The 25,353-nt window shown below is 67.7% G+C and carries 22 protein-coding genes; 16 read left to right on the top strand and 6 right to left on the bottom strand.

What is annotated here, in order from left to right:
- The first annotated feature begins 10 nt into the window (after positions 1–10).
- Genes tsaD through E1832_RS15275 form a run of 4 tightly spaced genes read left to right on the top strand, consistent with a single transcriptional unit; the run spans position 11 to position 2,754 of the window.
- Positions 11–1,105 carry a tRNA (adenosine(37)-N6)-threonylcarbamoyltransferase complex transferase subunit TsaD gene (gene tsaD, locus E1832_RS15290; protein WP_133360639.1) on the top strand — a complete coding sequence of 365 codons (1,095 nt, stop codon included), beginning with the start codon at positions 11–13 and terminating at the stop codon, positions 1,103–1,105.
- The gene (locus tag E1832_RS15285) at positions 1,102–2,064 is read left to right on the top strand and encodes an NAD(P)H-dependent glycerol-3-phosphate dehydrogenase (RefSeq protein ID WP_133360638.1); all 963 of its coding nucleotides are present in this window, start codon (positions 1,102–1,104) and stop codon (positions 2,062–2,064) included. Before tsaD ends, E1832_RS15285 begins: the two co-directional genes overlap by 4 nt.
- A 1-nt stretch (position 2,065) precedes the next feature.
- Positions 2,066–2,335, top strand: a complete 270-nt coding sequence (locus E1832_RS15280; RefSeq protein WP_133360637.1) for a YciI family protein — start codon at positions 2,066–2,068, stop codon at positions 2,333–2,335.
- Entirely contained in the window at positions 2,335–2,754 is a 420-nt protein-coding gene (locus E1832_RS15275) for an EVE domain-containing protein (protein WP_133360636.1), read from the top strand. The genes E1832_RS15280 and E1832_RS15275 overlap by 1 nt, the downstream gene beginning before the upstream one ends.
- A gap of 1 nt (position 2,755) precedes the next feature.
- On the opposite strand, the gene E1832_RS15270 is transcribed toward E1832_RS15275, so the two are convergent.
- Complete coding sequence (locus E1832_RS15270; protein ID WP_165978907.1) at positions 2,756–3,913, bottom strand: glycosyltransferase; 1,158 nt, start codon at positions 3,911–3,913, stop codon at positions 2,756–2,758.
- Between the two features lie 322 nt (positions 3,914–4,235).
- Positions 4,236–5,630: an adenosylhomocysteinase gene (gene ahcY, locus E1832_RS15265; protein ID WP_133360634.1), complete on the bottom strand. Its 1,395-nt coding sequence runs from the start codon at positions 5,628–5,630 to the stop codon at positions 4,236–4,238.
- A gap of 167 nt (positions 5,631–5,797) precedes the next feature.
- On the opposite strand from ahcY, the gene E1832_RS15260 reads away from it, so the two are divergent.
- Positions 5,798–6,391: an HD domain-containing protein gene (locus E1832_RS15260; protein ID WP_133360633.1), complete on the top strand. Its 594-nt coding sequence runs from the start codon at positions 5,798–5,800 to the stop codon at positions 6,389–6,391.
- A gap of 234 nt (positions 6,392–6,625) precedes the next feature.
- Here E1832_RS15260 and E1832_RS15255 read toward each other — a convergent pair whose 3' ends face one another.
- The 3 genes from E1832_RS15255 to E1832_RS15245 all read right to left on the bottom strand — a co-directional run bounded on the left by E1832_RS15255 (position 6,626) and on the right by E1832_RS15245 (position 9,114).
- The gene (locus E1832_RS15255) at positions 6,626–7,831 is read right to left on the bottom strand and encodes a glycosyltransferase 61 family protein (protein WP_133360632.1); all 1,206 of its coding nucleotides are present in this window, start codon (positions 7,829–7,831) and stop codon (positions 6,626–6,628) included.
- A 10-nt stretch (positions 7,832–7,841) separates the two neighbouring features.
- Positions 7,842–8,396 carry an ActR/PrrA/RegA family redox response regulator transcription factor gene (locus E1832_RS15250; RefSeq protein ID WP_133360631.1) on the bottom strand — a complete coding sequence of 185 codons (555 nt, stop codon included), beginning with the start codon at positions 8,394–8,396 and terminating at the stop codon, positions 7,842–7,844.
- A 97-nt stretch (positions 8,397–8,493) separates the two neighbouring features.
- Positions 8,494–9,114, bottom strand: coding sequence for an SCO family protein (locus E1832_RS15245; RefSeq protein ID WP_133360630.1), 621 nt, complete (start codon positions 9,112–9,114; stop codon positions 8,494–8,496).
- Between the two features lie 88 nt (positions 9,115–9,202).
- Here E1832_RS15245 and regB point away from each other — a divergent pair, with 88 nt between their 5' ends.
- From regB to trxA, 8 genes are all read left to right on the top strand, one after another.
- Positions 9,203–10,612, top strand: coding sequence for a sensor histidine kinase RegB (gene regB, locus E1832_RS15240; RefSeq protein ID WP_133360629.1), 1,410 nt, complete (start codon positions 9,203–9,205; stop codon positions 10,610–10,612).
- Positions 10,613–10,704: 92 nt separating this feature from the next.
- A complete protein-coding gene (locus E1832_RS15235; protein WP_133360628.1) occupies positions 10,705–12,279 on the top strand; it encodes a PAS-domain containing protein in 1,575 nt (524 codons plus the stop codon).
- A gap of 41 nt (positions 12,280–12,320) precedes the next feature.
- Positions 12,321–12,806, top strand: a complete 486-nt coding sequence (gene tsaE / locus E1832_RS15230; RefSeq protein ID WP_133360627.1) for a tRNA (adenosine(37)-N6)-threonylcarbamoyltransferase complex ATPase subunit type 1 TsaE — start codon at positions 12,321–12,323, stop codon at positions 12,804–12,806.
- On the top strand, positions 12,803–13,807 hold the full coding sequence (locus E1832_RS15225) for an aminoglycoside phosphotransferase family protein (RefSeq protein ID WP_133360626.1): 1,005 nt from the start codon (positions 12,803–12,805) through the stop codon (positions 13,805–13,807). Before tsaE ends, E1832_RS15225 begins: the two co-directional genes overlap by 4 nt.
- Positions 13,804–14,493, top strand: a complete 690-nt coding sequence (locus E1832_RS15220) for a nucleotidyltransferase family protein (RefSeq protein WP_133360625.1) — start codon at positions 13,804–13,806, stop codon at positions 14,491–14,493. Before E1832_RS15225 ends, E1832_RS15220 begins: the two co-directional genes overlap by 4 nt.
- A complete protein-coding gene (gene addB, locus E1832_RS15215; RefSeq protein WP_133360624.1) occupies positions 14,486–17,422 on the top strand; it encodes a double-strand break repair protein AddB in 2,937 nt (978 codons plus the stop codon). Before E1832_RS15220 ends, addB begins: the two co-directional genes overlap by 8 nt.
- A complete protein-coding gene (addA, locus tag E1832_RS15210; protein WP_133360623.1) occupies positions 17,419–20,802 on the top strand; it encodes a double-strand break repair helicase AddA in 3,384 nt (1,127 codons plus the stop codon). Before addB ends, addA begins: the two co-directional genes overlap by 4 nt.
- 36 nt (positions 20,803–20,838) lie before the next feature.
- Positions 20,839–21,159, top strand: a complete 321-nt coding sequence (gene trxA, locus E1832_RS15205; protein ID WP_133360622.1) for a thioredoxin — start codon at positions 20,839–20,841, stop codon at positions 21,157–21,159.
- Between the two features lie 58 nt (positions 21,160–21,217).
- On the opposite strand, the gene E1832_RS15200 is transcribed toward trxA, so the two are convergent.
- Complete coding sequence (locus E1832_RS15200) at positions 21,218–22,132, bottom strand: hypothetical protein (protein WP_133360621.1); 915 nt, start codon at positions 22,130–22,132, stop codon at positions 21,218–21,220.
- A gap of 107 nt (positions 22,133–22,239) precedes the next feature.
- Here E1832_RS15200 and hslV point away from each other — a divergent pair, with 107 nt between their 5' ends.
- The 3 genes from hslV to E1832_RS15185 all read left to right on the top strand — a co-directional run bounded on the left by hslV (position 22,240) and on the right by E1832_RS15185 (position 25,349).
- Entirely contained in the window at positions 22,240–22,797 is a 558-nt protein-coding gene (gene hslV, locus E1832_RS15195) for an ATP-dependent protease subunit HslV (RefSeq protein WP_133360620.1), read from the top strand.
- 77 nt (positions 22,798–22,874) lie between these two features.
- On the top strand, positions 22,875–24,182 hold the full coding sequence (gene hslU / locus E1832_RS15190) for an ATP-dependent protease ATPase subunit HslU (protein WP_133360619.1): 1,308 nt from the start codon (positions 22,875–22,877) through the stop codon (positions 24,180–24,182).
- A 57-nt stretch (positions 24,183–24,239) separates the two neighbouring features.
- On the top strand, positions 24,240–25,349 hold the full coding sequence (locus E1832_RS15185; RefSeq protein WP_133360618.1) for an alpha/beta hydrolase: 1,110 nt from the start codon (positions 24,240–24,242) through the stop codon (positions 25,347–25,349).
- The last annotated feature ends 4 nt before the right edge of the window (positions 25,350–25,353 follow it).

Genomic DNA, 25,353 nt, shown 5'->3' with positions numbered 1-25,353 from the left:
GCCGGAATCCATGGCGCAGGTGATCACGATACTCGGGCTGGAAAGCAGCTGCGACGATACCGCGGCGGCGGTGGTGCGTCAGGGTGAGGGCGCGGCAGAGATCCTGTCCTCCGTCGTCTATGGCCAGATCGAGCTGCACAGCGCCTTTGGCGGCGTGGTGCCGGAACTGGCGGCGCGGGCGCATGCCGAAAAGATCGACCTGTGCGTCGCCGAGGCGATGGAACGGGCGGGGGTCAGTTTCACCGATCTGGATGCGGTGGCGGTCACCGCCGGGCCGGGGCTGATCGGCGGCGTGCTGTCGGGCGTGATGTGCGCCAAGGGGATCGCGGCGGCGACCGGCCTGCCGCTGATCGGGGTAAACCATCTGGCCGGCCACGCGCTGACCCCGCGGCTGACCGACGGGGCGGCGTTTCCCTATCTGATGCTGCTGGTCTCGGGTGGCCATTGCCAATATCTGATCGTGCGTGGGCCAGAGGATTTCACCCGCCTCGGCGGCACCATCGACGACGCGCCGGGCGAGGCATTCGACAAGGCCGCGCGGCTCTTGGGCCTGCCGCAGCCGGGCGGGCCATCGGTCGAGGCCGAAGCGAAGGCGGGCGATCCGAAACACTTCCGCTTTCCCCGGCCGCTGCTCGACCGGGACGACTGCAACCTGTCGTTTTCCGGACTGAAAACCGCCCTGATGCGCGCGCGCGACCAGATCGTGGCGGAAAAGGGCGGGCTGACGCGCGCCGACCGCGCCAACCTCTGCGCCGGGTTCCAGCAGGCAATCGTCGATGTGCTGGCCGAAAAGACCCGCCGCGCATTGCGGATTTATCTGGGCGACAACCCGGCCGAACCGCTCCTCGCCGTGGCGGGCGGTGTGGCGGCGAATACCGCCATTCGCGCCGGGTTAGAGACTGTTTGCGAGGAGGCTGGCGCCACCTTCACCGCGCCGCCGCTGAAGCTATGCACCGACAACGCGGCGATGATCGCCTATGCCGGGATCGAGCGGTTCCGCGCCGGCGCCCGCGACGACCTCAACCTCGCCGCGCGTCCGCGCTGGCCTTTGGACAAGACCAGCCCGTCGCTGATCGGCGGCGGCAAGAAAGGGGCCAAGGCATGAGCGTTTCGGTGATCGGCGCGGGTGCTTTCGGCACCGCGCTGGCGATCTCGCTGGCCGGGCGCGGTCCGGTCTGCCTCTGGGCCAGATCGAAGGATCACGCCAAAGCGATGCAGGCGGCGCGCGAGAATATTTCGCGGCTGCCCGGACATGCGCTGCCCGAGACCCTTTCGGTCACTGCGGATATGGGCGTTGCAACGGAAAACCACACTCTATTGCTGGCGGTTCCGATGCAAAATCTGCGGGATCTACTGATCGAACACGCCGGGGCGCTGGCCGGCAAGACCCTAGTGGCCTGCTGCAAGGGGATCGAGCTGAGCACCGGCCTGGGCCCTGTCGAGGTGATCCGGCAGACCCGGCCCGATGCCCGGCCCGCGCTGCTCACCGGGCCGAGCTTTGCCCATGACATCGCCGCCGGTCTGCCGACCGCGCTGACGCTGGCCTGCGCCGACGCGGATCTGGGAAAAGCCCTGCAACAGAGCCTGAATACCGCCAATCTGCGGCTGTACCGCAGCACCGATACCACGGGCGCGGAACTGGGCGGCGCGCTGAAGAACGTGATCGCCATCGCCTGCGGCGCGGTGATCGGCGCGGGCCTGGGCGAAAGCGCGCGGGCGGCGCTGATGACCCGGGGATATGCCGAGATGCAGCGCATGGCGCTGGCGCTGGGCGCGCGGGCAGAGACGCTCGCCGGGCTCTCCGGCTTCGGCGATCTGGCGCTGACCTGCACCTCGGAGGGATCGCGCAACTATCGCCTCGGGCTGTCACTGGGCCGGGGCGGGGGGTTCGACCCTGACGTCACCGTCGAGGGCGCCGCCACCGCCCGCGCGGTCGCCACCAAGGCCCGGCAGATGCAGCTCGACATGCCGATCACCGCTTGCGTGGTGGCGCTTCTGGACGGAAAACTCACCCTCGACGCGGCGATGACCGCGCTTCTGACCCGACCCCTCAAGGAGGAATGACATGCTGATCGCCCTGATCGCCCGCGACAAACCCGGCGCGCTGCAAATCCGCAAGGACACCCGCGCCGAGCATCTGGCCTATATCGAGGCGACCGGCGTCGTCGCCCAGGCCGGCCCGCTGATCGAGGGCGGCGAGATGGCCGGATCGCTGGTGATCCTCGATGTCGCCGACATGGCGGCGGCCGAGGACTGGGCCGCGAACGATCCCTATGCCAGGGCCGGCCTCTTCGATAACGTCGAGCTGATCGAATGGAAAAAGGTGATCGGCTGATGGCCTATTGGCTGTTCAAATCGGAACCCTCGACCTGGGGCTGGGACGACCAGATGGCCCGGGGCGAAGCGGGCGAGGAATGGGACGGCGTGCGCAACTATCAGGCGCGCAACTTCATGCGGGCGATGAAGCTGGGCGACAAAGGCTTTTTCTATCACTCGCAAAAGGAAAAGGCGGTGGTCGGGCTGGTCGAGGTCTGTGCCGAGGCGCACCCCGACAGCACCACCGGCGATCCGCGTTGGGAATGCGTGGACATCAAGGCGCTGCGCCCGGCCGCAACGCCGGTGACGCTGGACCAGATCAAATCCGATCCGCGATTGCAGGACATGGTTCTGGTCAAGAACTCCCGGCTCTCGGTGCAGCCGGTGACCGAGGAGGAATGGCGCGTGGTCTGCGAACTGGCGGGCACCGCGCCCTGAGTCATCCCTTGCCGAAGAGCTCGGCCAGCTTTTCCGCGCGCTGATAATGCATCTGCTGATGGGTGTGCTGCAGCGCCAGCGCGCGGGCCGCCGGGCTCATCGCGCGCAGCGCCTCGGGCGCGGCCGCGGCGCGGTCGAATAGCCGGGTCAGCGCGTCCACGTCCCCCGGCGCGAACAGCCAGGCGGTCTGCCCCTCCTGCGCGGCCTCGCGGTTGCCGGCGGTGTCCGAGGCCAGCGCAGGCCTCCCCTGGGAATAGGCATCAAACAGGATGCGCGGCTGCTCATCGCTGAGCGTCGGCACCAGCACCGCGTCATGATCGCGGATCAGGGAAAAGAACGCCGGTCCATAGGGCACCGGGTCCAACAGGCGCAAACGGTCCGGCCCCAGCCGTTCGGCGGCCCCGGCCACCTGTTCGCGCAGGGGCCCCTCGCCGATCACCGTCAGCGACAGGCCCGGTCCGGCCCGCTCCACCGCCTCCAGCGCGGAGGTGATGCCCTTCTCCGGCGTCAGCCGGGCCGCCAGCAACAGCCGGGCAGGGCCGTCGCGCAGGGTCTGCGCCGCCCCCTCCGATACAACGGTTTCCGCGTCGATCCAGCTTGCCGGGATCACCATCACCATGCCGTGCGCATCGCCGGCCAGACTGTCGCGATAGCCCTCGTGCGTCAGCACGGTCAGCCGCGCCCGCCGGATCGACCAGCGCGCCAGCGCCTCGGTCATCCCGGCGCGCAATCGGCGCAGCGCCCCGTGCGAGCCGGGGCCGGTCAGCCGCCAGAAGGCGCTTTCGATCACGATGACCAGCGGTTTGCGCAGCAGCACCGCCACCGGGTTCACGAACAGCCCCGGCGGCAACGGCCAACCCGCCGCGCCGCTATGCACGATGTCGGCGCGGCGCACCGCGCGCCAGACCGCCGCCAGCGTCGCCGGCACCCGCAACAGCGCCTTTGCCGTCGATCCGCCGCCGGGCAGGTCGACAAACCGCAGCGACGGCGTGTCATCGACCTTGCGCAGGTTGCCGGGGCGCGGCTCGGGCAGGGCGGCGCACGGGGCCAGAACGGTCAGATCGTCGATATAGTCCAGATGCGCCAGCAAATCATGGTGCCAGGCATCGTCCAGCCAGACCGCGCCCGCGGCATCCCTGTACCAGGCGACGGGGGCCACCAACAAATACCGTTGTCCGGCCAGCGCCGCGTGAAACGCCGCGAAATCGTACGCATCTTTGCCGATCGTCGTTTCTCCACCCCAAGGACCACATGCGTGCAGGCTGCCCGCACCGGTCACCGGGAAAATCTAGCGGCCTTTCACCCAAGCAAAAAGCGGATTTTGGGCGCCGCAGGCGATCTGTCCGCTCGCGCGCCCTCTCTCGCGACAAGGGACAGCGCCGCGCGCCTTGTTCCGGGCCGGGCAGAGATTTCTGCTTTATCGAAAAAAAAACGCCGCGCCGGTTTCCCGGCGCGGCGTGTATCCGTCAATCCCAAGGGGATCAGTAGCGGTAGTGCTCCGGCTTGAACGGGCCTTCCGGCGACACGCCGATATATGCAGCCTGATCCGCGCTCAGCTCGGTCAGTTTCACGCCGATCTTCTTCAGATGCAGGCGGGCGACCTTTTCATCCAGATGTTTGGGCAGGATGTAGACCTGGTTCTCGTACTGATCGCCGCGCGAGAAAAGCTCGATCTGCGCCAGAACCTGGTTGGTAAAGCTGGCCGACATGACAAAGGACGGGTGCCCGGTGGCGTTGCCGAGGTTCAGCAGACGCCCCTCGGACAGCAGGATGATGCGATTGCCCGAGGGCATCTCGATCATGTCCACCTGGTCCTTGATGTTGGTCCACTTGTGGTTCTTCAGGCCGGCGACCTGGATCTCGTTGTCGAAATGGCCGATGTTTCCGACGATCGCCATGTCCTTCATCGCGCGCATGTGCTCGATGCGGATGATGTCCTTGTTGCCGGTGGTCGTGACGAAGATGTCGGCCGACGCGACCTCATCCTCCAGCACCACGACCTCAAAGCCGTCCATCGCCGCCTGAAGGGCACAGATCGGGTCGACCTCGGTGACCTTCACCCGGGCGCCGGCGCCGCGCAGCGAGGCGGCCGAGCCCTTGCCGACGTCGCCATATCCGCAGACCACGGCAACCTTGCCGGCCATCATGGTGTCGGTGGCGCGGCGGATACCGTCGACCAGCGATTCCTTGCAGCCGTACTTGTTGTCGAACTTCGACTTGGTGACAGAGTCGTTCACGTTGATGGCGGGGAAGGGCAGATGACCCTTTTCCATCATCTGATACAGACGATGCACGCCGGTGGTGGTTTCTTCGCTGACGCCCTGGATCATATGGCGCTGCTTGGTGAACCAGCCGGGGCTCTGCTCCATCCGCTTCCGGATCTGGGCAAAGAGCGCGACCTCTTCCTCGCTGGTCGGCGTCTCGATCAGATCGGTCTCACCCTCCTCGACGCGGGCGCCCATCAGGATGTAGAGCGTGGCGTCGCCGCCGTCGTCGAGGATCATGTTGGCGCCGCCCTCCTCGAACTGGAAGATGCGGTCGGCGTAATCCCAGTATTCCTCCAGCGTCTCGCCCTTGATGGCAAAGACCGGAACGCCGCTGGCCGCGATGGCGGCGGCGGCGTGGTCCTGGGTCGAGAAGATGTTGCAGGACGCCCAGCGCACTTCGGCGCCCAGCGCGACCAGGGTTTCGATCAGGACGGCGGTCTGGATCGTCATGTGGAGCGAACCCGCGATCCGCGCGCCTTTCAGCGGCTGCGCCGAGCCGTATTCCTCGCGCAGCGCCATCAGCCCCGGCATTTCGGTTTCCGCGATGTCCAGCTCCTTGCGGCCGTAATCGGCGAGCGCGATGTCCTTGACGATGTAATCAGTTGCCATGTTTATCATTCCCTGAACGCAGTTTCGCCCGGCAGATAGCATTGGCGCACCAAATGAACAATGCCTGCGGCCGCAAGCCACCGAGCTGTGGCGAACCGCCGTTGCGCCGCGCCGCCCGAACGGTCAGAAAGTGCGCAACAACAGCCCCGATTCCGACGGTGAGACGAATGAAACAGCCCCGCGCCTGGCAACGTATGCTCTCGGGTCGCCGGCTCGATCTGCTGGATCCGACCCCGGTCGATATCGAAATCGGGGATATTGCCCACGGGCTGGCCTTTGTCGCGCGCTGGAACGGCCAGACGCGGGGCGACTACGCCTATTCGGTCGCCGAGCATTCGCTGCTGGTCGAGGCACTGTTCGGCCGCATCGCCCCCGCCACACCGGTGAAATGGCGGCTGGCGGCGCTGCTGCACGACGCGCCGGAATATGTGATCGGCGACATGATCTCGCCGGTCAAGGCGGCGGTGGGACCAGACTATGGCGCGCTGGACAGCCGGCTGGCGGCGGCGATCCATATCCGCTTTGGCCTGCCGGCGGCGATCCCTGCGATGGTCAAAAAGCAGATCAAGAAAGCCGACCGCATCAGCGCCTGGATGGAGGCGACGCAGATCGCCGGGTTTGCCGAGAAAGAGGCCGACAGGTTCTTCGGCAAGCCCGACCGGGCGATGATCGAGGGGCTCGATATCTGCCTGCGACCGCCGAAAGACGTGCGCGCCGCCTATACCGCGCGGCATGAGGCGCTGCTGGCGGAGATGGGGTAGAGGTTCCGCTAGCCCCTCTGAGCGAACTCCCTCTGCGCGGAACACGCCCGCAGGGCGCCGCGCGAGCGCCGGACCGTCCCCATGGTCTGGCGCTTGGCCGACGTAGACGCGCCGATCAGAAGTCGTCCGAATTTGGCTGGGATAAAGCGCGCCGATCAGAGGCTGCTGCGCCAGCCCACGGTCCGGCGCTCGCGCGGCTTGCTGTGTTGGTTGAGCGACGACAGGGATGAAGCCTCAGCCCGCGCTCCCGCCCTTGGCCGCCTCGCGTTCCGCCCTCGCGGCGCGCCGGGCCTGGCGCAGGGCGCGGATCCGCTGCTGCCGGAAGCCGGGCGACTCGACAAAGGCGTCATTGCCCCCCAGCCCCTTGTCGCTCAGAACCGCCTGACGTTCGGCCTCGCTCAGGACCGGCCAGTCCTGCCCCTTGCGCACGAACCCCGCCTCGCCCAGCGCCCGGCCCAGCACTGCGTGGTTCAGCTCGCCAAAAGACAGCCGGTTGGATTTCTTCTGGTCCGCCTTGACCCATTCGGTGCGCAGCGCCGAGATCACCACCGGGCTGGAGCCGCAAAACCGCGCCACGTTCTGCGCCAGCAGATTGTTGGCCCCCGATTGTCGGCGCAGGATCATCGCCACCGGCTGGTCGGGCCGTCCGACCATGGCAAACAGGTGCAGCGCCGAGCCGTCCGCGGCGATCACCCGTTTCGCCGCCTTGTAGCGGGCGACCTGGGTGGCGATATCGTGGATCTGCGGGTGAAAAATCTCATAGCCTTCGGCCATGAGCCGCTCTTCCAGCTGCTCTTCGCCCAGCAGCCCGCCCTTGCCGAGCCCGAGTTTCGAGCGCGAGATATAGATTTTTTCCGGCCCCTCGGGCGCCACGTCGCGGGCAAACCTGTCATGGATCGCATCGCGGAATTTCCGGGTTCCGGCGGTGATCCTGCCCAGGCCGAACCCCTGACCGGGGACCACCAGCACCTCGACCCTCACCGGCTCTGCCACCACCCGGATCGGCAGGCCCGGCGCCATCAGCCCGATGAAATCGGTCTGGAATCCGCGCACCATCTCACCCACGGCGGGCCGTTTGGGCATGAACAGGATGCCGTCCACCGGCGCGTCAAGATTGGCCAGTGCCCAGAGGCGCGCCGAGCTTTCCACCAGGAAATGCCCGAAATGCGCCCAGAGCACCCCGCCCCAGAGCCAGCGGCCGGGCAGCGTCGCCCCGACGGCCTGCGGCATCGGCGGTTCGGTGGTCAGCGGCCGGTACTTGCGCCAGAGCGCCCCATGCGGGCAATAGCGCCCGTCACTGTCCAGAATACCGGCGGGCTGGACGAAACTGCTTTCGGTGGGCGGAACGACGGTGGCGCCCTTCAGCGTGACGATCTCTTCCGACCAGCCGCCTTCGGGCAGGGGCTGACTGTCGGGCCCGAAGGAATCCGCCTCGGTCATGATCGGCCCCTCAGCGCGGGCTGCGTTTGGCCAGGATGCGTTGCAGCGTGCGCCGGTGCATGTTCAGCCGCCGCGCGGTCTCGCTCACATTGCGGTCGCACAGCTCATAGACCCGCTGGATATGCTCCCACCGCACGCGGTCCGCGCTCATCGGGTTCTCGGGCGGCGGCGGCAACGCGTCCGGCCTGGCCAGCAGCGCGTTGGTGATGTCGGTGGCATCGGCCGGTTTCGACAGGTAATCGGTGGCCCCGATCTTGACCGCCGCGACGGCGGTGGCAATCGCGCCGTATCCGGTCAGCACCACGACCCGGCTGTCGGGACGTTTTTCGCGCAGCACCTCGACCACGTCGAGCCCGTTGCCGTCCTCCAGCCGCAGATCGACCACCGCATAGGCCGGCGGCCGCGCCGTGGCGATGGCCTTGCCCGCCGCCACCGATCCGGCCATCTCGATCTCGAACCCGCGCTTCTCCATCGCCTTGGCCAGCCGTCGCAGAAACGGCTCGTCGTCATCGACGAGCAAAAGGGATCTGTCCTCCCCGATCTCGCTCAAAGCTGGCCCGGCCATGCGCACTCCTTTGCGGGTTCGGCATTTTCTTGGTGTCAATGACTAATAGCAGCGCAGGAACAAAGGTCAAACGCCCAAAATGCGCCCGCGCCCCGCCCTACATGTTGTCGACGAAACAGCCGATCTGATCGGCCATCTGATCCGGCGTCAGATCGCGGCGGAAAAACTCGACAAAGCCATCCCCGGGCAGCACCAGATAGGAAAAGGTGGAGTGGTCGACCAGATAATAGTCCTCATCGCCCTCCTGACGTTTGAAATAGGTCTTGTAGGCCTTGCTGGCCGCCCTGACCTGTTCGGGGCTGCCGGTCAGGCCGATCATCCGCTCATGCAGATTGGCGGCGAAATCGCCCACCACCTCGGGCGTGTCGCGCTGCGGGTCGATCGAGATGAAGACCGGGGTCACCATCTTGCCGCGGCTTTCCAGGATGTCGATCGCCTCGACATTGCGGGAATTGTCCAGCGGGCAGACGTCGGGACAGTAGGTATACCCGAAATAGAGCAGCGTCGGACTTGTGATCACGTCCTTGTCCGTAACCGTCTGGCCCTTGGAGTTGACCAGCTCGAACGGGCCGCCGATCTGGCCGCTGCCGCCCGCAACCTTGGTCGTCCGGCATTGGGCGAAACGGTCGTCGCCACCGCCCGGCTGACTTACGAACCACAAAACACCCAGTGCGGCGGCGGCGAGAACGACGGCGAGAATGGCATATATGCGGGTCATGGGCGGGCCTTCGACGTAAGACTTGTTGATCCTTCAGGGCGGGAGACCTATCACCATCCCCAGCCGATGCAACTGACTTAGGGATTTCATGCCGGAATCCAATGTGGGCATTTGGCGCGGCCAGGAGCGCAGCAGCTGGATCCGGCTGCGCACCCTTATCCTGCTGCGCTGGGTCGCCATCGCGGGCCAGATCGGTGCGATCACCGCCGCCCAGCGCATGTACAACCTGCAGCTGGAGCTGCCGCTGTGCTATCTGGCCATTGCCGTTTCGGTGGTCGTCAATGTCAGTGCCATGTTCCTGTTTCCCGAAAGCAAGCGGCTGTCGGAATTCGAGAACTTTCTGATGGCGCTCTACGATCTGCTGCAACTGGCCTTTCTGCTCTATCTCACCGGCGGGCTGCACAATCCCTTTGCGCTGCTCTTGCTGGCGCCGGTCACCATCTCGGCCAATGTGCTGGGGTTGCGCGCCGCGCTGACCGTCGGCGGCACCGCGATCCTGCTGGTCACGCTGCTGGCGCAGTTTCACCTGCCGCTGCGCACCGCCGAGGGGCTCATCCTGCGGGTTCCCGACATCTTCGTTTTCGGCAACTGGGCGGCGATCACCATCGCGGCGGTGTTCATGGGTGTCTATTCCTACCGCATCAACTCGGAAATGCAGTCGATGTCCGAGGCGCTCTCGGCCACGCATATGGCCCTGTCCCGGGAGCAGAAGCTGACCGATCTGGGTGGCGTCGTCGCCGCTGCCGCGCATGAGCTGGGCACCCCTCTGGCCACCATCAAGCTGACCAGCTCCGAGCTGATCGAAGAACTGGAGGATCGCCCCGACCTGCGCGAGGATGCCGAATTGATCCGGCAGCAGGCCGACCGCTGCCGCGACATCCTGCGCAGCATGGGCCGCGCCGGAAAGGACGATCTGCATCTGCGGCAGGCGCCGCTCAGCACCGTGGTGCACGAGGCCGCCGAACCGCACACCCAGCGCGGCAAGACCATCCATTTCAGCGAAGAGCCCTGCGACGGCGCCAGCCGGCAACAGCCGGCGATCCTGCGCCTGCCCGAGGTGATCCACGGGCTGCGCAACCTGATCCAGAACGCGGTGGATTTTGCCGACGAAAATGTCTGGGTCGAGATGAAATGGACCGACGATCAGATCCGGGTGCGGATCATCGACGACGGCCACGGCTTTCCGCCGCAGGTGATCGGGCGCATCGGCGATCCCTTCGTGCGCCGCCGCCGGGGCCAGCCCGAGGCCCGCGACACCACCCGCGACCGGCCGGGCTATGAGGGCATGGGCCTAGGGCTGTTCATCGCCAAGACGCTGCTGCAACGCTCGGGCGCGACGCTGAGCTTTTTCAACGGGCTCGACCCGTACAAGACGGTCCCGATCCGCCCCGAACAAAGCGGCGCCATCGTCGAGGTGGTCTGGCCGCGCAGCAAGCTCGACGCGCTGCACGGCGAATTCGCCCTGCCACTGGGGGCCAACCGGCCGATCGAGATCTGATCGCCGGCGCGGTCCCGGCCAAAGGTTAAACCCGCGTTAACCCATTCGGCCGAATATTGTGCGATACCTGCGCAAGACCCGGGATCATTGGCATGCTCGACATCACCCTCGGAGAATGGGCGGCGCTGGCCGCGATCTGCCTGGCCGCTGCCATGCTGGCGGTGCTGTGGCTGTCGCCGCCGGACCGCGCGGCCCGGACCGCGCGCCCGAAACCGGCCGGCGACGGCCTGACCCAGGATCCGGTTTTTCTGTTCGAGGGCCGCGACATGATCGACGCCTCTGCCGCCGCCCGGGCGATTGCCGGCGACCCCGGCGACGGCCTTACCTGGCAATCGCTGCGCGAGGCGCTGTTGCCCGATTTCCCCGGCTTTCCGCCCGATGTCGATCAGGTGCGCGAGGCCGGCCGCCTGTCGGTCCCGTCGCTGGACCGGGAGCCGCCGGGCGAGGCGATGTGCGAATGGATCGACGGTGTCACGCGGGTGCATCTGCGGTCCGGCGCGCCGCTCTCGGCGGCGGACCTGCCGCCACTGGCAAAAGAGCTGGATATTCTGCGCACCGCCACCAATGCCGCGCCCTATCCGGCCTGGCGCATAGATGATCAGGACCAGGTCACCTGGTGCAACAGCGCCTATGCGGCGCTGGTCCGCAAGGTGCGCGGGCGCGATACCGACACGGCAGAGCCACTGTTCCCCGGGCTGGCCGGCGCGGCGCAGCCGCGGCGCAAGCTGCGCCAGGCAATCACCGCCGACCAGGGCGAGTACACGCTTTGGTACGATGTCTGGACGATCCCGCAAAAGGGCGGGCATCTGTGTTATGCCACCGACGTGAACGCGGTGGTCGACGCCGAGGCGGCCCAGCGCAATTTCGTCCAGACCCTGACCAAGACCTTTGCTCAGCTCTCGATCGGGCTGGCGATCTTCGACCGCAACCGGCAACTGGCGCTGTTCAACCCGGCGCTTATCGATCTCACTGCGCTGCCTGCCGATTTCCTCAGCGCCCGGCCCAGCCTGCTGAGTTTCTTCGACCGGCTGCGCGACAGTGCGATGATGCCCGAACCCAAGGATTACAACAGCTGGCGCCAGAAGCTCGCCGATCTGGTCGAGGCCGCCGCCAGCGGCCAGTACAAGGAAACTTGGTCGCTGCCCTCCGGCTCGGTCTATTCGGTCAGCGGCCGCCCCCACCCCGACGGCGCCGTGGCCTTTCTGTTCGAGGACATCACCGCCGAGATCACCCTCACCCGCCGGTTCCGCGCCGAGCTGGAGCAAAGCCAGGCGGTGCTCGATGCGCTACCAAGCGCGATCGCGGTGTTCGACCCCAATGGCACACTGACCCTGTGCAATGCCGCCTATCGCCGGCTCTGGGGCGTCGATCCGGATCGCAGCTTTGCCCAGTTCACCATCATCGACGCGACCCGAAGCTGGCAGGATCAATGCCTTGCCACCCCGGTCTGGGGCGAGTTGCGGGATTTCGTCGCGGTCCGCGAGAACCGCGCCGAATGGCGCGCCGAGGTCCGGCTGCGCAATGGCGCGCATCTTGATTGCACGGTGCTGCCTATTCGCAAGGGGGCGACCATGGTGACGTTCGCCCGCACCGGCTCGCACCCCGCCGGCGATGCCGCGCGGCACGGCGCGAAAGATGCGGAACCGGCCGCGCCCCCGGGCCGCTGAACCGGCTTGCGGCGCGGCGCCGGCGCGGCCATTGTGGCGCCATGATCCGACCGCCGCTGTCCCTGACCCTGACCTCGCCCGACGCCACCGCCCGCCTTGCCGGCGGGCTGGGCGCGCTGCTGCGCCCCGGCGACTGCCTGCTGCTTGACGGGCCGATCGGCGCCGGAAAGACCCATTTCGCCCGCGCCCTGATCCAGTCCCTGTTGCAGATGCCCGAGGACGTGCCCTCTCCCACCTTCACGCTGGTGCAGACCTATGACACCCGGGCGGGCGAGCTTTGGCATGCCGATCTCTACCGCCTGTCCGCCCCCGGGGAAATCGAGGAGCTGGGCCTGACCGAGGCGATGGAAACCGCGATCTGCCTGATCGAATGGCCCGACCGGCTGGGCCCGCTGACCCCGCCCGACGCGCTGCACCTGACCTTCGCCACGACCGAAGGCGCCGAAGACACCCGCCACCTGACGCTCACCTGGACGGCGCCGCGCTGGGCCGAATGTCTGGACCACCTGAAAGACCTTTTCGAATGACCGACCGCGCCACATTGGCCGAAAGCTTCCTTGCCACCACCGACTGGTCCCGCGCCCCCCGGGCGCCGCTGGCCGGCGACGCCTCGAACCGCCGGTACGAGCGGCTGAGCGATCCGGCCACCGGGCGAACCGCCGTGCTGATGGACGCCCCGCCCGAGAAGGGCGAGGATGTGCGCCCCTTCACCGCCATCGCCCGGTTCCTGCGCGACCAGGGGCTGAGCGCGCCCGAGATCTACGCCGAAGATGCCGAAACCGGCTTTCTGCTGCTGGAGGATCTGGGCGATGCGCTGTTCGCGCGGGTGCTGGCCGCCGACCCCAAACCCGAACGACAGCTTTACGAGGCCGCGACCCATGTGCTGATCGCGCTGCACGAGGCCACCCCGCCGGCCCTTGCCGCCTATGACCCACCGCTGATGGCCGGGTTGGCCGGGCTGGCCTTTACCAAATACCGCGCCGGCATCCTCGGCGACGACGGCGGCGAGGCCCATCAGCGCTTCCTGCTGCGGTTCGAGGATATTCTGCGCGCCACCACGAGTGGAAAGCAGGTGGTGATCCTGCGCGACTATCACGCCGAAAACCTGATCTGGCTGCCGGACCGCAACGGCCCCGCCCGCGTAGGCCTGCTGGATTTCCAGGACGCCATGCTGGGTCATCCCGCCTATGATCTGGTCTCGTTGCTCCAGGACATCCGCCGCGATGTGCCGGCGGGGATCGAGATCGCGATGACCGATCTGTACATTTCGGCCGCCGGAGTGGACGATCACATCTTTCGCACCGCCTATGCCGTGCTGGGCGCCCAGCGCAACCTGCGCATCCTCGGCGTTTTCGCCCGGCTCGCCACCGATTACGGCAAACCGCAGTATGTCGACCTGATCCCGGCGGTCTGGGCGCATCTGACGCGCGATCTGGATCACCCCGCGCTCGCCCCGGTGGCGGACCTGCTGCTCGGGGCGCTGCCCGCCCCCACACCCGAGGCGCTGGCCAGGCTGAGGTCGGCATGACCCCTGAGGCCGCGATGCTGTTCGCCGCCGGGTTCGGCACCCGCATGGGCACGCTGACCCGCGACCGCCCCAAGCCGCTGATCGAGGTGGCCGGTCGCCCGCTGATCGACCACGCGCTGGATCTGGTGCGCCCGCTGGCCCTGCCGCGGGTGGTGGCGAACCTGCATTACAAACCCGAGATGCTGCGCGCCCATCTGGAGCCGCAGGGCATCGCGCTATCGCAGGAGGCGCCCGACATCCTCGACACCGGCGGCGGGTTGCGCGCCGCGCTGCCGCTGCTGGGGCCGGGGCCGGTCTTTACGCTCAACACCGATGCGATCTGGTCCGGGCCGAACCCGCTTGAGATGCTGCGCGCGGCCTGGGACGCCGAGGCGATGGACGCGCTGCTGATCTGCATCCGCGCCCCTCATGTGCTGGGCCACAAGGGCGGCGGGGATTTTGACATCGACGAGGCGGGTCGCATCTGCCGTGGGACGACCACCATCTACGGCGGCGTGCAGATCATGTGCACCGACCTTCTGGACGAGATCGAAGAAGAGGTGTTCTCGCTCAACTGTGTCTGGGACCGGATGCTGGAGCGTAACAGACTGTTCGCGCTGGAATATCCCGGCCGCTGGTGCGACGTGGGTCATCCGGACGGCATCGCGCTGGCCGAACGCCTGCTGGCCGAGACCCCCGATGTTTGACACCGGCCAGACCCCGCGCGTCTATGCCCTGCCGCCCGGGGTTGATTTCCCCCGCGCGCTGATCGAGGGGCTGACTGCCCGGATGGAGGGCGCCCCACCCGAGGCGCTGGCGCGGGTGCAGCTTGTGGTCAACACCCGCCGCATGGCCCGCCGAATCCGCGAGATTTTCGACGCCGGCCCGCCGCGCCTGTTGCCCCGGCTTTCCCTTGTCACCGACCTGGGCGAGAGCGGCGGCATGGACCGGCTGCCGCCCGCCATTCCACCGCTGCGCCGGCGGCTGGAGCTGACGCAGCTGATCGCGAAACTGCTGGACCGCCAGCCGGACTTGGCCGCGCGCGCCTCGCTTTACGATCTGGCCGACAGCCTGGCCGGGCTGATCGATGAAATGCAGGGCGAGGGCGTCTCGCCCGACGACATCCGCAATCTGGATGTCAGCGATCTGTCCGGTCACTGGGCCCGCGCGCAGACCTTTATCGGCATCGCCGACGACCTGATCGGCAGCGACACGGACGAGCTGGACATGCAGGCGCGCCAGCGCCGCGTGGTCGAGGGGCTGATCGCCCGCTGGCAGGAGGCCCCACCCGAGCATCCGGTGATCCTGGCCGGCTCCACCGGCTCGCGCGGCACCACGCTGATGCTGATGCAGGCGGTGGCGCGGCTGCCGCAGGGGGCGGTGGTGCTGCCCGGCTACGATTTCGCCCATCGGGCGGCGGTGTGGGACAGGCTGGACCGCGCGCTCACCTCCGAGGATCACCCGCAATACCGGTTCCGCAAGCTGATGGACGCGCTGGAGATCGGCCCGGGAGAGATCCGCCGCTGGACCGACACCGCGCCGCCGGCGCCGGCGCGCAACCGCCTGGTCTCGCTGGCGCTGCGGCCGGCGCCGGTGACCGACGCCTGGATGGAGGAGGGGCCGAAGCTCTCCGGGCTGGACGCCGCAACCGCCGACCTGACCCTGATCGAGGCGCAAAACCCGCGCGACGAGGCGCTGGCCATCGCGCTGCGCCTGCGCGAGGCGGCCGAGACCGGGCAGTCGGCCGCCCTGATCACCCCCGACCGGATGCTGTCGCGCCAGGTCACCGCCGCGCTGGAACGCTGGGACATCGTGCCCGACGACAGCGCCGGCCAGCCGCTGCACCTGTCGCCGCCGGGCCGCTTCCTGCGCCATGTGGCCGAACTGTTCACCGGACGGCTGACCGGCGAGACACTGCTGACGCTGCTGAAACACCCTCTTTGCCACGACGGGGCGGGGCGCGGCGAGCATCTGCGCCATGCCCGCGATCTGGAGCTGGACCTGCGCAAACGCGGCCCCGCCTTTCCGGACGCGGAGGGGTTCGCGCGGTTCGCCGCGCGCCATGAGGGCACGGTGCCGCGCCCCTGGCTTGACTGGCTGAACGGCTGTTTCTGCGACCGGGTCCGTCCCGGCGCGCAGCCGCTCTGCGACTGGGTCGCCGACCTGCGCACCCTGGCCGAGGTCATCGCCGCGGGCAGTCAGGCAGAGGGCAGCGGCACGCTCTGGCAGAAGAACGCCGGGCAAAAGGCGCTGTCGGTCATCGAGGCGCTGGAGCGCGAGGCCGAGCGCGGCGGCGCCATGACCGCGCGCGACTTCACCGACCTGCTTGCCGCGCTGTTGCAGGGCGAAGAGGTGCGCGACCGCGACGCCGGCCTGACCGGGATCATGATCTGGGGCACGCTGGAGGCGCGGGTGATGGGTGCCGACCTGCTGATCCTCGGCGGGCTGAACGAGGGCAGCTGGCCGGAACCGGCGCGCCCCGACCCCTGGCTGAACCGGCAGATGCGCGACCGCGCGGGCCTCTTGCTGCCTGAACGGCGCATCGGCCTCTCGGCGCATGATTTCCAACAGGCGATTGCCGCGCCGGAGGTCTGGCTGACCCGCGCCAAACGCTCTGACGATGCCGAAACCGTGCCGTCGCGCTGGCTGAACCGGCTGACCAACCTGTTGAGGGGTCTGCCCGATCAGGGCGGGCGGCAGGCGCTGGAGGATATGGCCGCGCGCGGGCGCACATACCTTGCCTGGGCCGAGGCGCTGGAGGAGACCACGCCGGTGCCGGCCGCCCCGCGCCCCTCGCCGCGCCCGCCGGTGGCCGCGCGGCCCGACCGGCTGAACGTCACCGAGATCAAGCGGCTGATCCGCGACCCCTATGCCGTCTATGCCAAACGCGTGCTGCGGCTGAACCCGCTGGATCCGCTGGTGCAGGAGCCCGACGCGCTGCTGCGCGGCACCGCCCTGCATGAGGTGTTCGAGCGGTTCGTGCGCGACGATCTGGGAACCGGCGCGCCGCTCAACCGCGAGACGCTGATGGCCCGCGCCCGTGAGGTGCTGGAGGCGCATGTCCCCTGGCCCACCGCCCGCGCGCTCTGGCTGGCGCGGCTGGGCCGGATCGCCGAGGCCTTCCTCGCCGCCGAGGCGGGGCGGCAGGCCAGTGCGATCAGCTCGGCCTTTGAGCAGACCGGCAAGATGACGATCACGCCCCCCGGCGTCACCATGATCGGCCGGGCCGACCGGATCGACATGGACGCGCGCGGGATCCTGTCGATTTTCGATTACAAGACCGGCGCGCCGCCAACCCGCGATCAGCAGGCCAAATTCGACAAGCAGCTGCTGATCGAGGCGGCCATGGCTGAGCAGGCGGGCTTTGGCATCCTCGCCCCCGCGCCGGTGTCCGGCGCCGTCTTTATCGGTGTCGGCAGCAGCTACAAGGAGGTTCCGGCGCCGCTGGACGATGAGCCGCCGGCGCAGGTGCTGGAGGATCTGCGCGAGCTGCTCAGCGCCTATGCGCAGCCCGATCAGGGCTATACCTCGCGCCGGATGCTGTTCAAGGACAGCGACGTGGGCGATTACGACCATCTGGCACGGTTCGGCGAATGGGACCGCAGCACGGACCCCACCCCGGAGGATCTGGCATGAGCCGGCGCGATGAGGCCACCGAACGGCAGGTGCAGGCGGCGCGACCCGATGCCTCGACCTGGCTGGCCGCCAATGCGGGCTCGGGCAAGACGCGGGTGCTGACCGACCGGGTGGCGCGGCTGCTGCTCGCGGATGTGGAGCCGCAGCACATCCTGTGCCTCACCTATACCAAGGCGGCGGCCAACGAGATGCAGAACCGGCTGTTCAAACGGCTGGGCGAATGGGCGATGTTGGAGGACGGCGCGCTGTGCGGTCAGCTGGAGGCGTTGGGGACCGAGGGCGCGATCACGCCCGACCGGCTGGCCCACGCCCGAACCCTCTTTGCCCGCGCCATCGAGACGCCCGGCGGGCTGAAGATCCAGACCATCCACTCCTTCTGCGCCTCGTTTCTGCGGCGGTTTCCGCTGGAGGCCGGGGTCAGCCCGCAGTTTTCCGAGATGGAGGATCGCGCCGCGGCGCTGTTGCGCGAGGAGATCGTCGAGGATTTCGCCGACGGGCGCCACGCGCATCTGATCGACGCCCTGGCCCGGCACCTGACCGATACGGATTTCGCCGCGCTGACCGCCGCCGTCACCGGCAAGCGCGCGGGTTTTGCCGAGCCGCTGGATTGGGACGCGCTGCTGGCGCTGTTCGATCTGCCGCCGGGGTATGACGCAGAGGCGCTGAGCGGCGAGGTGTTTCTGGGCGGCGAGGCGGAGCTGCTGACGCGGTTGCGCGAGATGCTCGCCACCGGCAAGAGCACCGATCAGAAGGCCGCCGAAAAACTCGCCGCGATCAGTGAGCCCGGGCTTTCCGACCTGCCGGTTCTGGAAGGGGTCTTTCTGACCGGGGCGAGTGCAAAAGACCCGTTTTCGGCCAAGATAGGGACGTTTCCGACCAAGGATCTGCGCAACGATCACCCCGATCTGATGGACAGGGTGGAGCCGCTGATGCGCCGCGTCGAGGCCGCCCGCCCGCGCCGTCTGGGGCTGGAGGCGACCCGAAAATCGCAGGCGCTGCATGAATTCGCGCGGGAATTCCTGCCGGAATACGAACGCCGCAAACAACTGCGCGGCTGGCTCGACTTCGACGACCTGATCCTGAAGACAAGGCAGTTGCTGAACGATCCGGGCGTGGCGGCCTGGGTGCTCTACCGTCTCGACGGCGGCATCGACCATATCCTGGTGGACGAGGCGCAGGACACCAGCCCGGAGCAATGGGACGTGATCGAGAAGCTGGCGCAGGAGTTTACCAGTGGCCAGGGGGCGCGGCCGGATGTCGAGCGCACGATCTTCGTCGTCGGCGACAAGAAACAGTCGATCTATTCCTTCCAGGGGGCCGACCCGGAGGCCTTCGACCGGATGCAGGCGGAGTTCTCCAGGCGGCTGACCGATACCGGCGCCGGGTTGCAGGATCTGACGCTGGAGTTTTCCTTCCGCTCGGCGCAGGCGATCCTGCAACTGGTCGATCTGGTGTTCGAGGGCAGGGCAGAGGCCGGGTTTCGCAAGGAGGCGCTGCACCGCGCGTTCAAATCCGATCTGCCCGGCCGCGTCGATCTCTGGCCGGTGGTGGAAAAGGTCGAGGATGAGGTTGAGGGCGACTGGACCGATCCGGTCGACCGCCCCGGCGCGCGGCATCACACCGTGGTTCTGGCCGAGAGGATCGCGCAGGGCATCAAGCAGATGATCGAGCGCGGCGAGACGGTGCCGGTGGACGGGAAGACACCGGGCACGTTCCAGCGCCGCCCGGTGCAGGCGGGGGATTTCCTGATCCTGGTGCAGCGGCGCTCGGACCTCTTCGCCGAGATCATCCGCGCCTGCAAGGCCGCCCGCCTTCCCATCGCCGGGGCCGACCGGCTGAAGGTCGGGGCGGAACTGGCGGTAAAGGATCTGGCGGCGCTGCTGCGGTTTCTGGCCACGCCCGAAGACGACCTGTCGCTGGCCACGGTGCTGAAATCGCCGCTGCTGGGCTGGAGCGAACAGCAGCTCTTCGATCTGGCGCATCGGCGGCAGAAACGCTTTCTCTGGCAGGCCCTGCGCGACCGGGCCGAGGAATTCCCCGAAACGCTGGCGCTGCTGAACGACCTGCGCGACCAGACCGATTTCCTGCGTCCCTACGATCTGATCGAACGCATCCTGACCCGCCATGACGGCCGCCGCCGGTTGCTGGCGCGGCTGGGGGCCGAGGCGGAGGACGGGATCAACGCGCTGCTGTCCCAGGCGCTGGCCTATGAGCGCAGCGCGATCCCCAGCCTGACCGGATTTCTGGTCTGGATGGAGACCGACGATCTGGAGATCAAGCGCCAGATGGGCGGCGCGGGCAATATGATCCGGGTGATGACGGTGCATGGCGCCAAGGGGCTGGAGGCGCCGATCGTGATCCTGCCCGATACCGCCAAGCGGCGGCCGCCGACCTTGCCGCAGGTGATGTTGGCCGATGGCGTGCCGCTGTGGCGCACGGCGGCGGCGGAAATGCCACCGGCGCTGACCCGGGCGCGGGATGCGGCGCAGGCCAAGCAAATGTACGAAAGACTGCGGCTTTTGTACGTGGCGCTGACGCGGGCCGAGAAATGGCTGATCGTCGCCGCCGCCGGCGATTTGGATAAGGCCGGCGACAGCTGGTATCAGATGGTCCAGGCGGCAATGGCCCGCGCCGGGGCGGTTCCGCAGGTCTTCGGGGGCGGATCGGGCCTGCGCTATGAGGTGGGCGACTGGACCGGGCCGGAGGAGATCGCGGCGGAGCATGCGGTGCGCCATTCGGTACCGCTGCCGGGTTTCCTGAAAGCCCCCGCATCACAGCGGCAAGAGGCGCCGCCAACGCTGGGCCCCTCGGATCTGGGCGGGGCCAAGGCGCTGCCGGGGGAGGCGGGGCAGGACGAAGAGGCCGCCAAGGTACGCGGCACGCGCATTCACCTGTTGCTGGAACATCTGCCGGGGCTGGCGCAGGCGGATTGGGCGCGCGCGGCGGAGAACCTTCTGGCGGATATGCCGGAGGCGGAGCGCGCCGATCTGCTGGCCGAGGCGCGCGGCGTGCTGACCGCGCCGGACCTCGCCCCGATCTTTGCCGCCGATGCCCTGGCCGAGGTGCCGGTGACAGCAGCCCTGGGCGCGCGGCGGCTGCACGGGGTGATCGACCGGCTGGTCGTCACGCCGGAGCGGGTTCTTGCCGTGGATTTCAAGACCAACGCCACGGTGCCGGGGCGAGTGGAGGACTGTCCCGAGGGGCTGTTGCGGCAGATGGGGGCCTATGCCGCCGCGCTGGCGCAAATCTATCGCGGCCGGGTGGTCGAAACCGCGATTTTGTGGACGCGCAGCGCGCAACTCATGCCGCTGGCACACGATCTTGTGTCAGAGGCGCTGGCACGGGCGGGTTGCCTTGACGATACCGGTGGCGCTGCATAACTTCCGACCCAAGCCTTTCGCATCAGGAGACAGACCATGGCCACCGTTCCCGTCACCGACGACACCTTCGATCAGATCGTCAAGCAATCCGATATTCCCGTCGTGGTGGATTTCTGGGCCGAGTGGTGCGGCCCCTGCAAACAGATCGGTCCGGCCCTGGAAGAGCTGTCGGCCGAATACGAAGGCAAGGTGAAGATCGCCAAGGTGGACGTCGACTCCAACCCGAACACCGCCGCCGCCATGGGCGTGCGCGGCATTCCGGCGCTGTTCATCTTCAAGGACGGCCAGGTGATCTCGAACCGTGCCGGCGCGGCCCCCAAGGCGGCGCTGCAAAGCTGGATCAACGACTCGATCTGATCCGGTTTTCCGGTTGAATTTCAAAGGGGTGCCTGCGGGTGCCCCTTTTTCTTTGGCGTTAGACCGGCCAGCCGGCGCGCAGCAGGGCGGCGTGGATTTTCCCGGTTGCCTCCGGCCTGCCGGCGTTGATCGCCATGTCCTGCCAGAACCAGTGCAGGTAACCTGCGTAATCGGGCCGCAGGTCGGTGGCGGCGCGCAAGGCCTGTTCCGCCCCCAGCCGGATGGCATCGGCGGCGATATGGTGGAAATCGGCGCGCGCGAAAAGCACGGCGGGCTTGCCGAAGAGATAACCGTTGAAGGCGGCGCTGGAATTCTCGGTGACGACATAGTCGCAGCCGCCGAGCCAGCGCTCCATCCCGCCCAGCGTGACGGTCAGGCGGGGGGTCGCCTGTTCCAGCCGGTCGAGCGCGGTCAGCTCATCCTCCGAATAGCTCTCCTTCGGGTGCAAAGCCGCTATGACCGGGCGGGGATCGTGGGCGAGCACCGCGCGCAGCATGTCGAGCGGCGCGCAGCCCTGGAACGAACGGTGTTGGAGCAGCCGCCCTTGCAGGGGCACATAGACGAACCCCTCGCGCGTGGCGTTTTGCGGGGCATCGGCGAACAGCCGGCTCTGCCAGAAGCGATAGAAGCGGTCCGCCTCCCTGCGCGGCACGGCATCGGCGGCAAAGGCGGTCTTGGCGACGCGCCAGTCCCAGCGGCGGGCGCTGGGCTCAATGGCCCAGAACGGATAGTGATAGACGCGGCGCAGGGTCAGCGCGCGGTCATGGGTCGGTTCGGCCATGTGAAAGAGCGCATAGCCGGGGCGACCGGCGGAGGCGGCGCGTTCTTCTTCGGTATCGGGACGATAGGCCAGATCGAAACCGGCGGCGCGCAGCACCCCGGCCAGCAGAGTAAGAAAATTATGCTCTCCGGCCTCGGCGCTCTGCCGCAGACCGTCCTCGAGATAAAAGGTGGCGTGGCGCGGTTCACTCATGCCGGCACGCTAGTGGGGGTTGGCGGGCCGGGCAAGCGCGGGGGTCGCCGCCCTTGTCTGTCCGCACGGCCCCGTCCATATAGTCAGGCAACGATCAGGAGGCACAGATGAGCGAGAAGTCCTTTCCCGGCTGGCACGGCACAACCATCATCGGCGTCCGCCGGGGCGGCCAGGTGGTGATCGCGGGCGACGGCCAGGTGTCGCTGGGCGATACCGTGATCAAGGGCACCGCGCGCAAGGTGCGGCGGCTTTCCCCCGGCGGTTATGACGTGGTGGCGGGGTTCGCCGGATCGACCGCGGATGCCTTCACCCTGCTGGAACGGCTGGAGACCAAGCTGGAGGCGACGCCGGGCCAGTTGCAGCGCGGGGCGGTAGAGCTGGCCAAGGACTGGCGCACCGACAAGTACCTGCAAAAGCTGGAGGCGATGCTGATCGTCAGCGACGGCAAGGAAATCTATGTGATCACCGGCGCCGGCGACGTGCTGGAGCCCGAACATGACGTCGCCGCGATCGGATCGGGCGGCAACTATGCGCTGGCCGCCGCGCGCGGGCTGATGGAAACCGGGCTGACCGCCGAGGAGATCGCCCGCAAGGCAATGGCGATCGCGGCCGATATCTGTGTCTATACCAATGGCAATGTGACGGTGGAGACTATCTCCGGATAGGGAGCCCCAGCAGTTTCTTGCCGGACATTCTTTCTAAGAATTTCGGACCCGCGACAGTAACCCCTGGAAGGACAGACATGACCGACCTTACCCCCCGCGAGATCGTCTCTGAACTGGACCGGTTCATCATCGGCCAGCAGGATGCCAAGCGCGCCGTCGCGGTGGCGTTGCGCAACCGCTGGCGGCGCAAGCAGCTGTCCGACGATCTGCGCGACGAGGTGTATCCCAAGAACATCCTGATGATCGGGCCCACCGGCGTCGGCAAGACCGAGATCAGCCGGCGGCTGGCCAGGCTGGCCCGCGCGCCCTTTATCAAGGTCGAGGCGACCAAGTTCACCGAGGTGGGCTATGTCGGCCGCGATGTGGAACAGATCGTCCGCGATCTGGTGGACGGCGCCATCGCGCAGACCCGTGAGTGGATGCGCGACGAGGTCAGGGCCAAGGCGCATCATGCCGCCGAAGAGCGGGTGATCGACGCGCTGACCGGCGAGGGTGCGCGCGAGGGCACGCGGGAGATGTTCCGCCGCAAGCTCAAGGCCGGAGAACTGGACAATACCGAAATCGAGCTGGAACTGGCCGACACCTCGGGGCCCGCGCCGATGTTCGAGATTCCCGGCCAGCCCGGCAGTCAGATGGGCATGATGAACCTGGGGGATCTGTTCGGAAAGGCCTTTGGCGGGCGCACGGTGCGCAAGAAGACGACCGTCGCCGAAAGCTATGACATCCTGATCGGGGAAGAGGCCGACAAACTGCTGGACGATGACGCGGTGACCCGCGCGGCGCTGGAGGCGGTGGAGCAGAACGGCATCGTGTTCCTGGACGAGATCGACAAGGTTTGCGCCCGTGCCGACGCGCGCGGCGGCGATGTCAGCCGCGAGGGGGTTCAGCGCGATCTGCTGCCGCTGATCGAGGGAACCACGGTTTCCACCAAGCACGGGCCGGTCAAGACCGACCATATCCTGTTCATCGCCTCGGGCGCCTTTCATATCGCCAAACCCTCGGACCTGCTGCCCGAATTGCAGGGGCGGCTGCCGATCCGGGTCGAGCTGCGGGCGCTGACCGAGGGGGATTTCGTGCGCATCCTGACCGAGACCGACAACGCGCTGACCCGGCAGTATACCGCGCTGATGGGCACCGAAGAGGTCACCGTGAGCTTTACCGACGACGGCATCGCGGCGCTGGCCAGGATCGCGGCCGAGGTGAACCAGACGGTCGAGAATATCGGCGCGCGGCGGCTCTACACGGTGATGGAGCGGGTGTTCGAGGAGCTTTCGTTCACCGCGCCCGACCGCGCCGGCGAGGCGATTACGGTGGATGCGGATTTCGTCGACCAGAACCTGGGCGAGCTGCTCAAATCCGCCGACCTCAGCCGTTACGTGCTCTAGACCCGGCGGCGCGGCCCGCTATCTTGGTCTGCAGGAAGCAAAGAGAGGCGGGACATCGTGGTACAGCGCAGGCAGATGCTGATGCTGATGGCGGCGACGGGCGTGTCGGCCTGCGCCGACCGGTTTCACGCGCCGTTGATGCCGCAGGCCGGCGACGTCGGCATCCTGCGGCCGGTCTTTGTCGCCACCAACCGGGTGCCGGAGCCGGGCGGCTGGTTCACCACCGACCGGTCCGAGCGGATCAGCTACATGCAGCTGGGCGTGTCGATCCCGCCGACCCACCAGAAGGGACAGATCCGCAACGGCTTCAAGAACCCTGACCCGCAGACCGACTTTGCCATCGCCACCCGCACGGATATGGATGGGCGACAGGGGTTCCGGGCGGCGCTGTCCCGCGCCATCCGCGCCGCGCCGGCCGACCGGCGCGAGATCGCGCTGTATATCCACGGCTACAACAACAGTTTCTTCGACGGGGTGTTCCGCACCGCGCAGATCACCCACGATTTCGACGTGCCGGCGATTCCGGTGCATTTCTCCTGGCCCAGCGCCACCCATCCGCTGGGCTATACCTATGACCGCGACAGCGTTTTGTTTTCCCGCGATGCGCTGGAGGAATTGCTGCGCGATCTGCGCGCCGCGAACCCCCGGCGTATCATCCTGGTCGCCCATTCGCTGGGCACCATGCTGTTGATGGAGACCCTGCGCCAGATCGAGATCGCCGACCCGGGTTGGAGCAGGCGGGCGCTGAGCGGGGTGGTCCTGATCTCGCCCGATCTGGATATAGATCTGTTCCGGGTACAGGCCCGGCGATTCCACGAGTTGCCGCAGCCCTTTGCCATTTTCGTTTCAAAGCGCGACAAGGCGCTGGCGCTGTCGGCGCGGATCAACGGGGCCGGCGCCCGGCTGGGCAACCTGCGCGACGCCGAGGCGCTGGGCGAGTTCCCGGTCACCATCCTGGATGTCAGCGATTTCAGCAGCCGCAACAGCCATTTCACGCTGGGCACCTCGCCCGCGCTGATCTCGCTGCTGTCCAACAGCGCGACGCTGGATGTCGCCTTTCAGACCGACCGGGCAGGACGATCGGGTCTGTTGCCGGGCACGGTGCTGACGGTACGCAACGCGACGCAGCTGATCCTGTCGCCCGACCTTTTGCTGACCAAGCTGTGAGGCG

Source organism: Antarcticimicrobium luteum (assembly GCF_004358185.1).
Taxonomy (GTDB): domain Bacteria; phylum Pseudomonadota; class Alphaproteobacteria; order Rhodobacterales; family Rhodobacteraceae; genus Antarcticimicrobium; species Antarcticimicrobium luteum.
The sequence above is the reverse complement of the archived record's forward strand: the minus strand, read 5'-3'. Positions and strand labels throughout refer to the sequence as shown.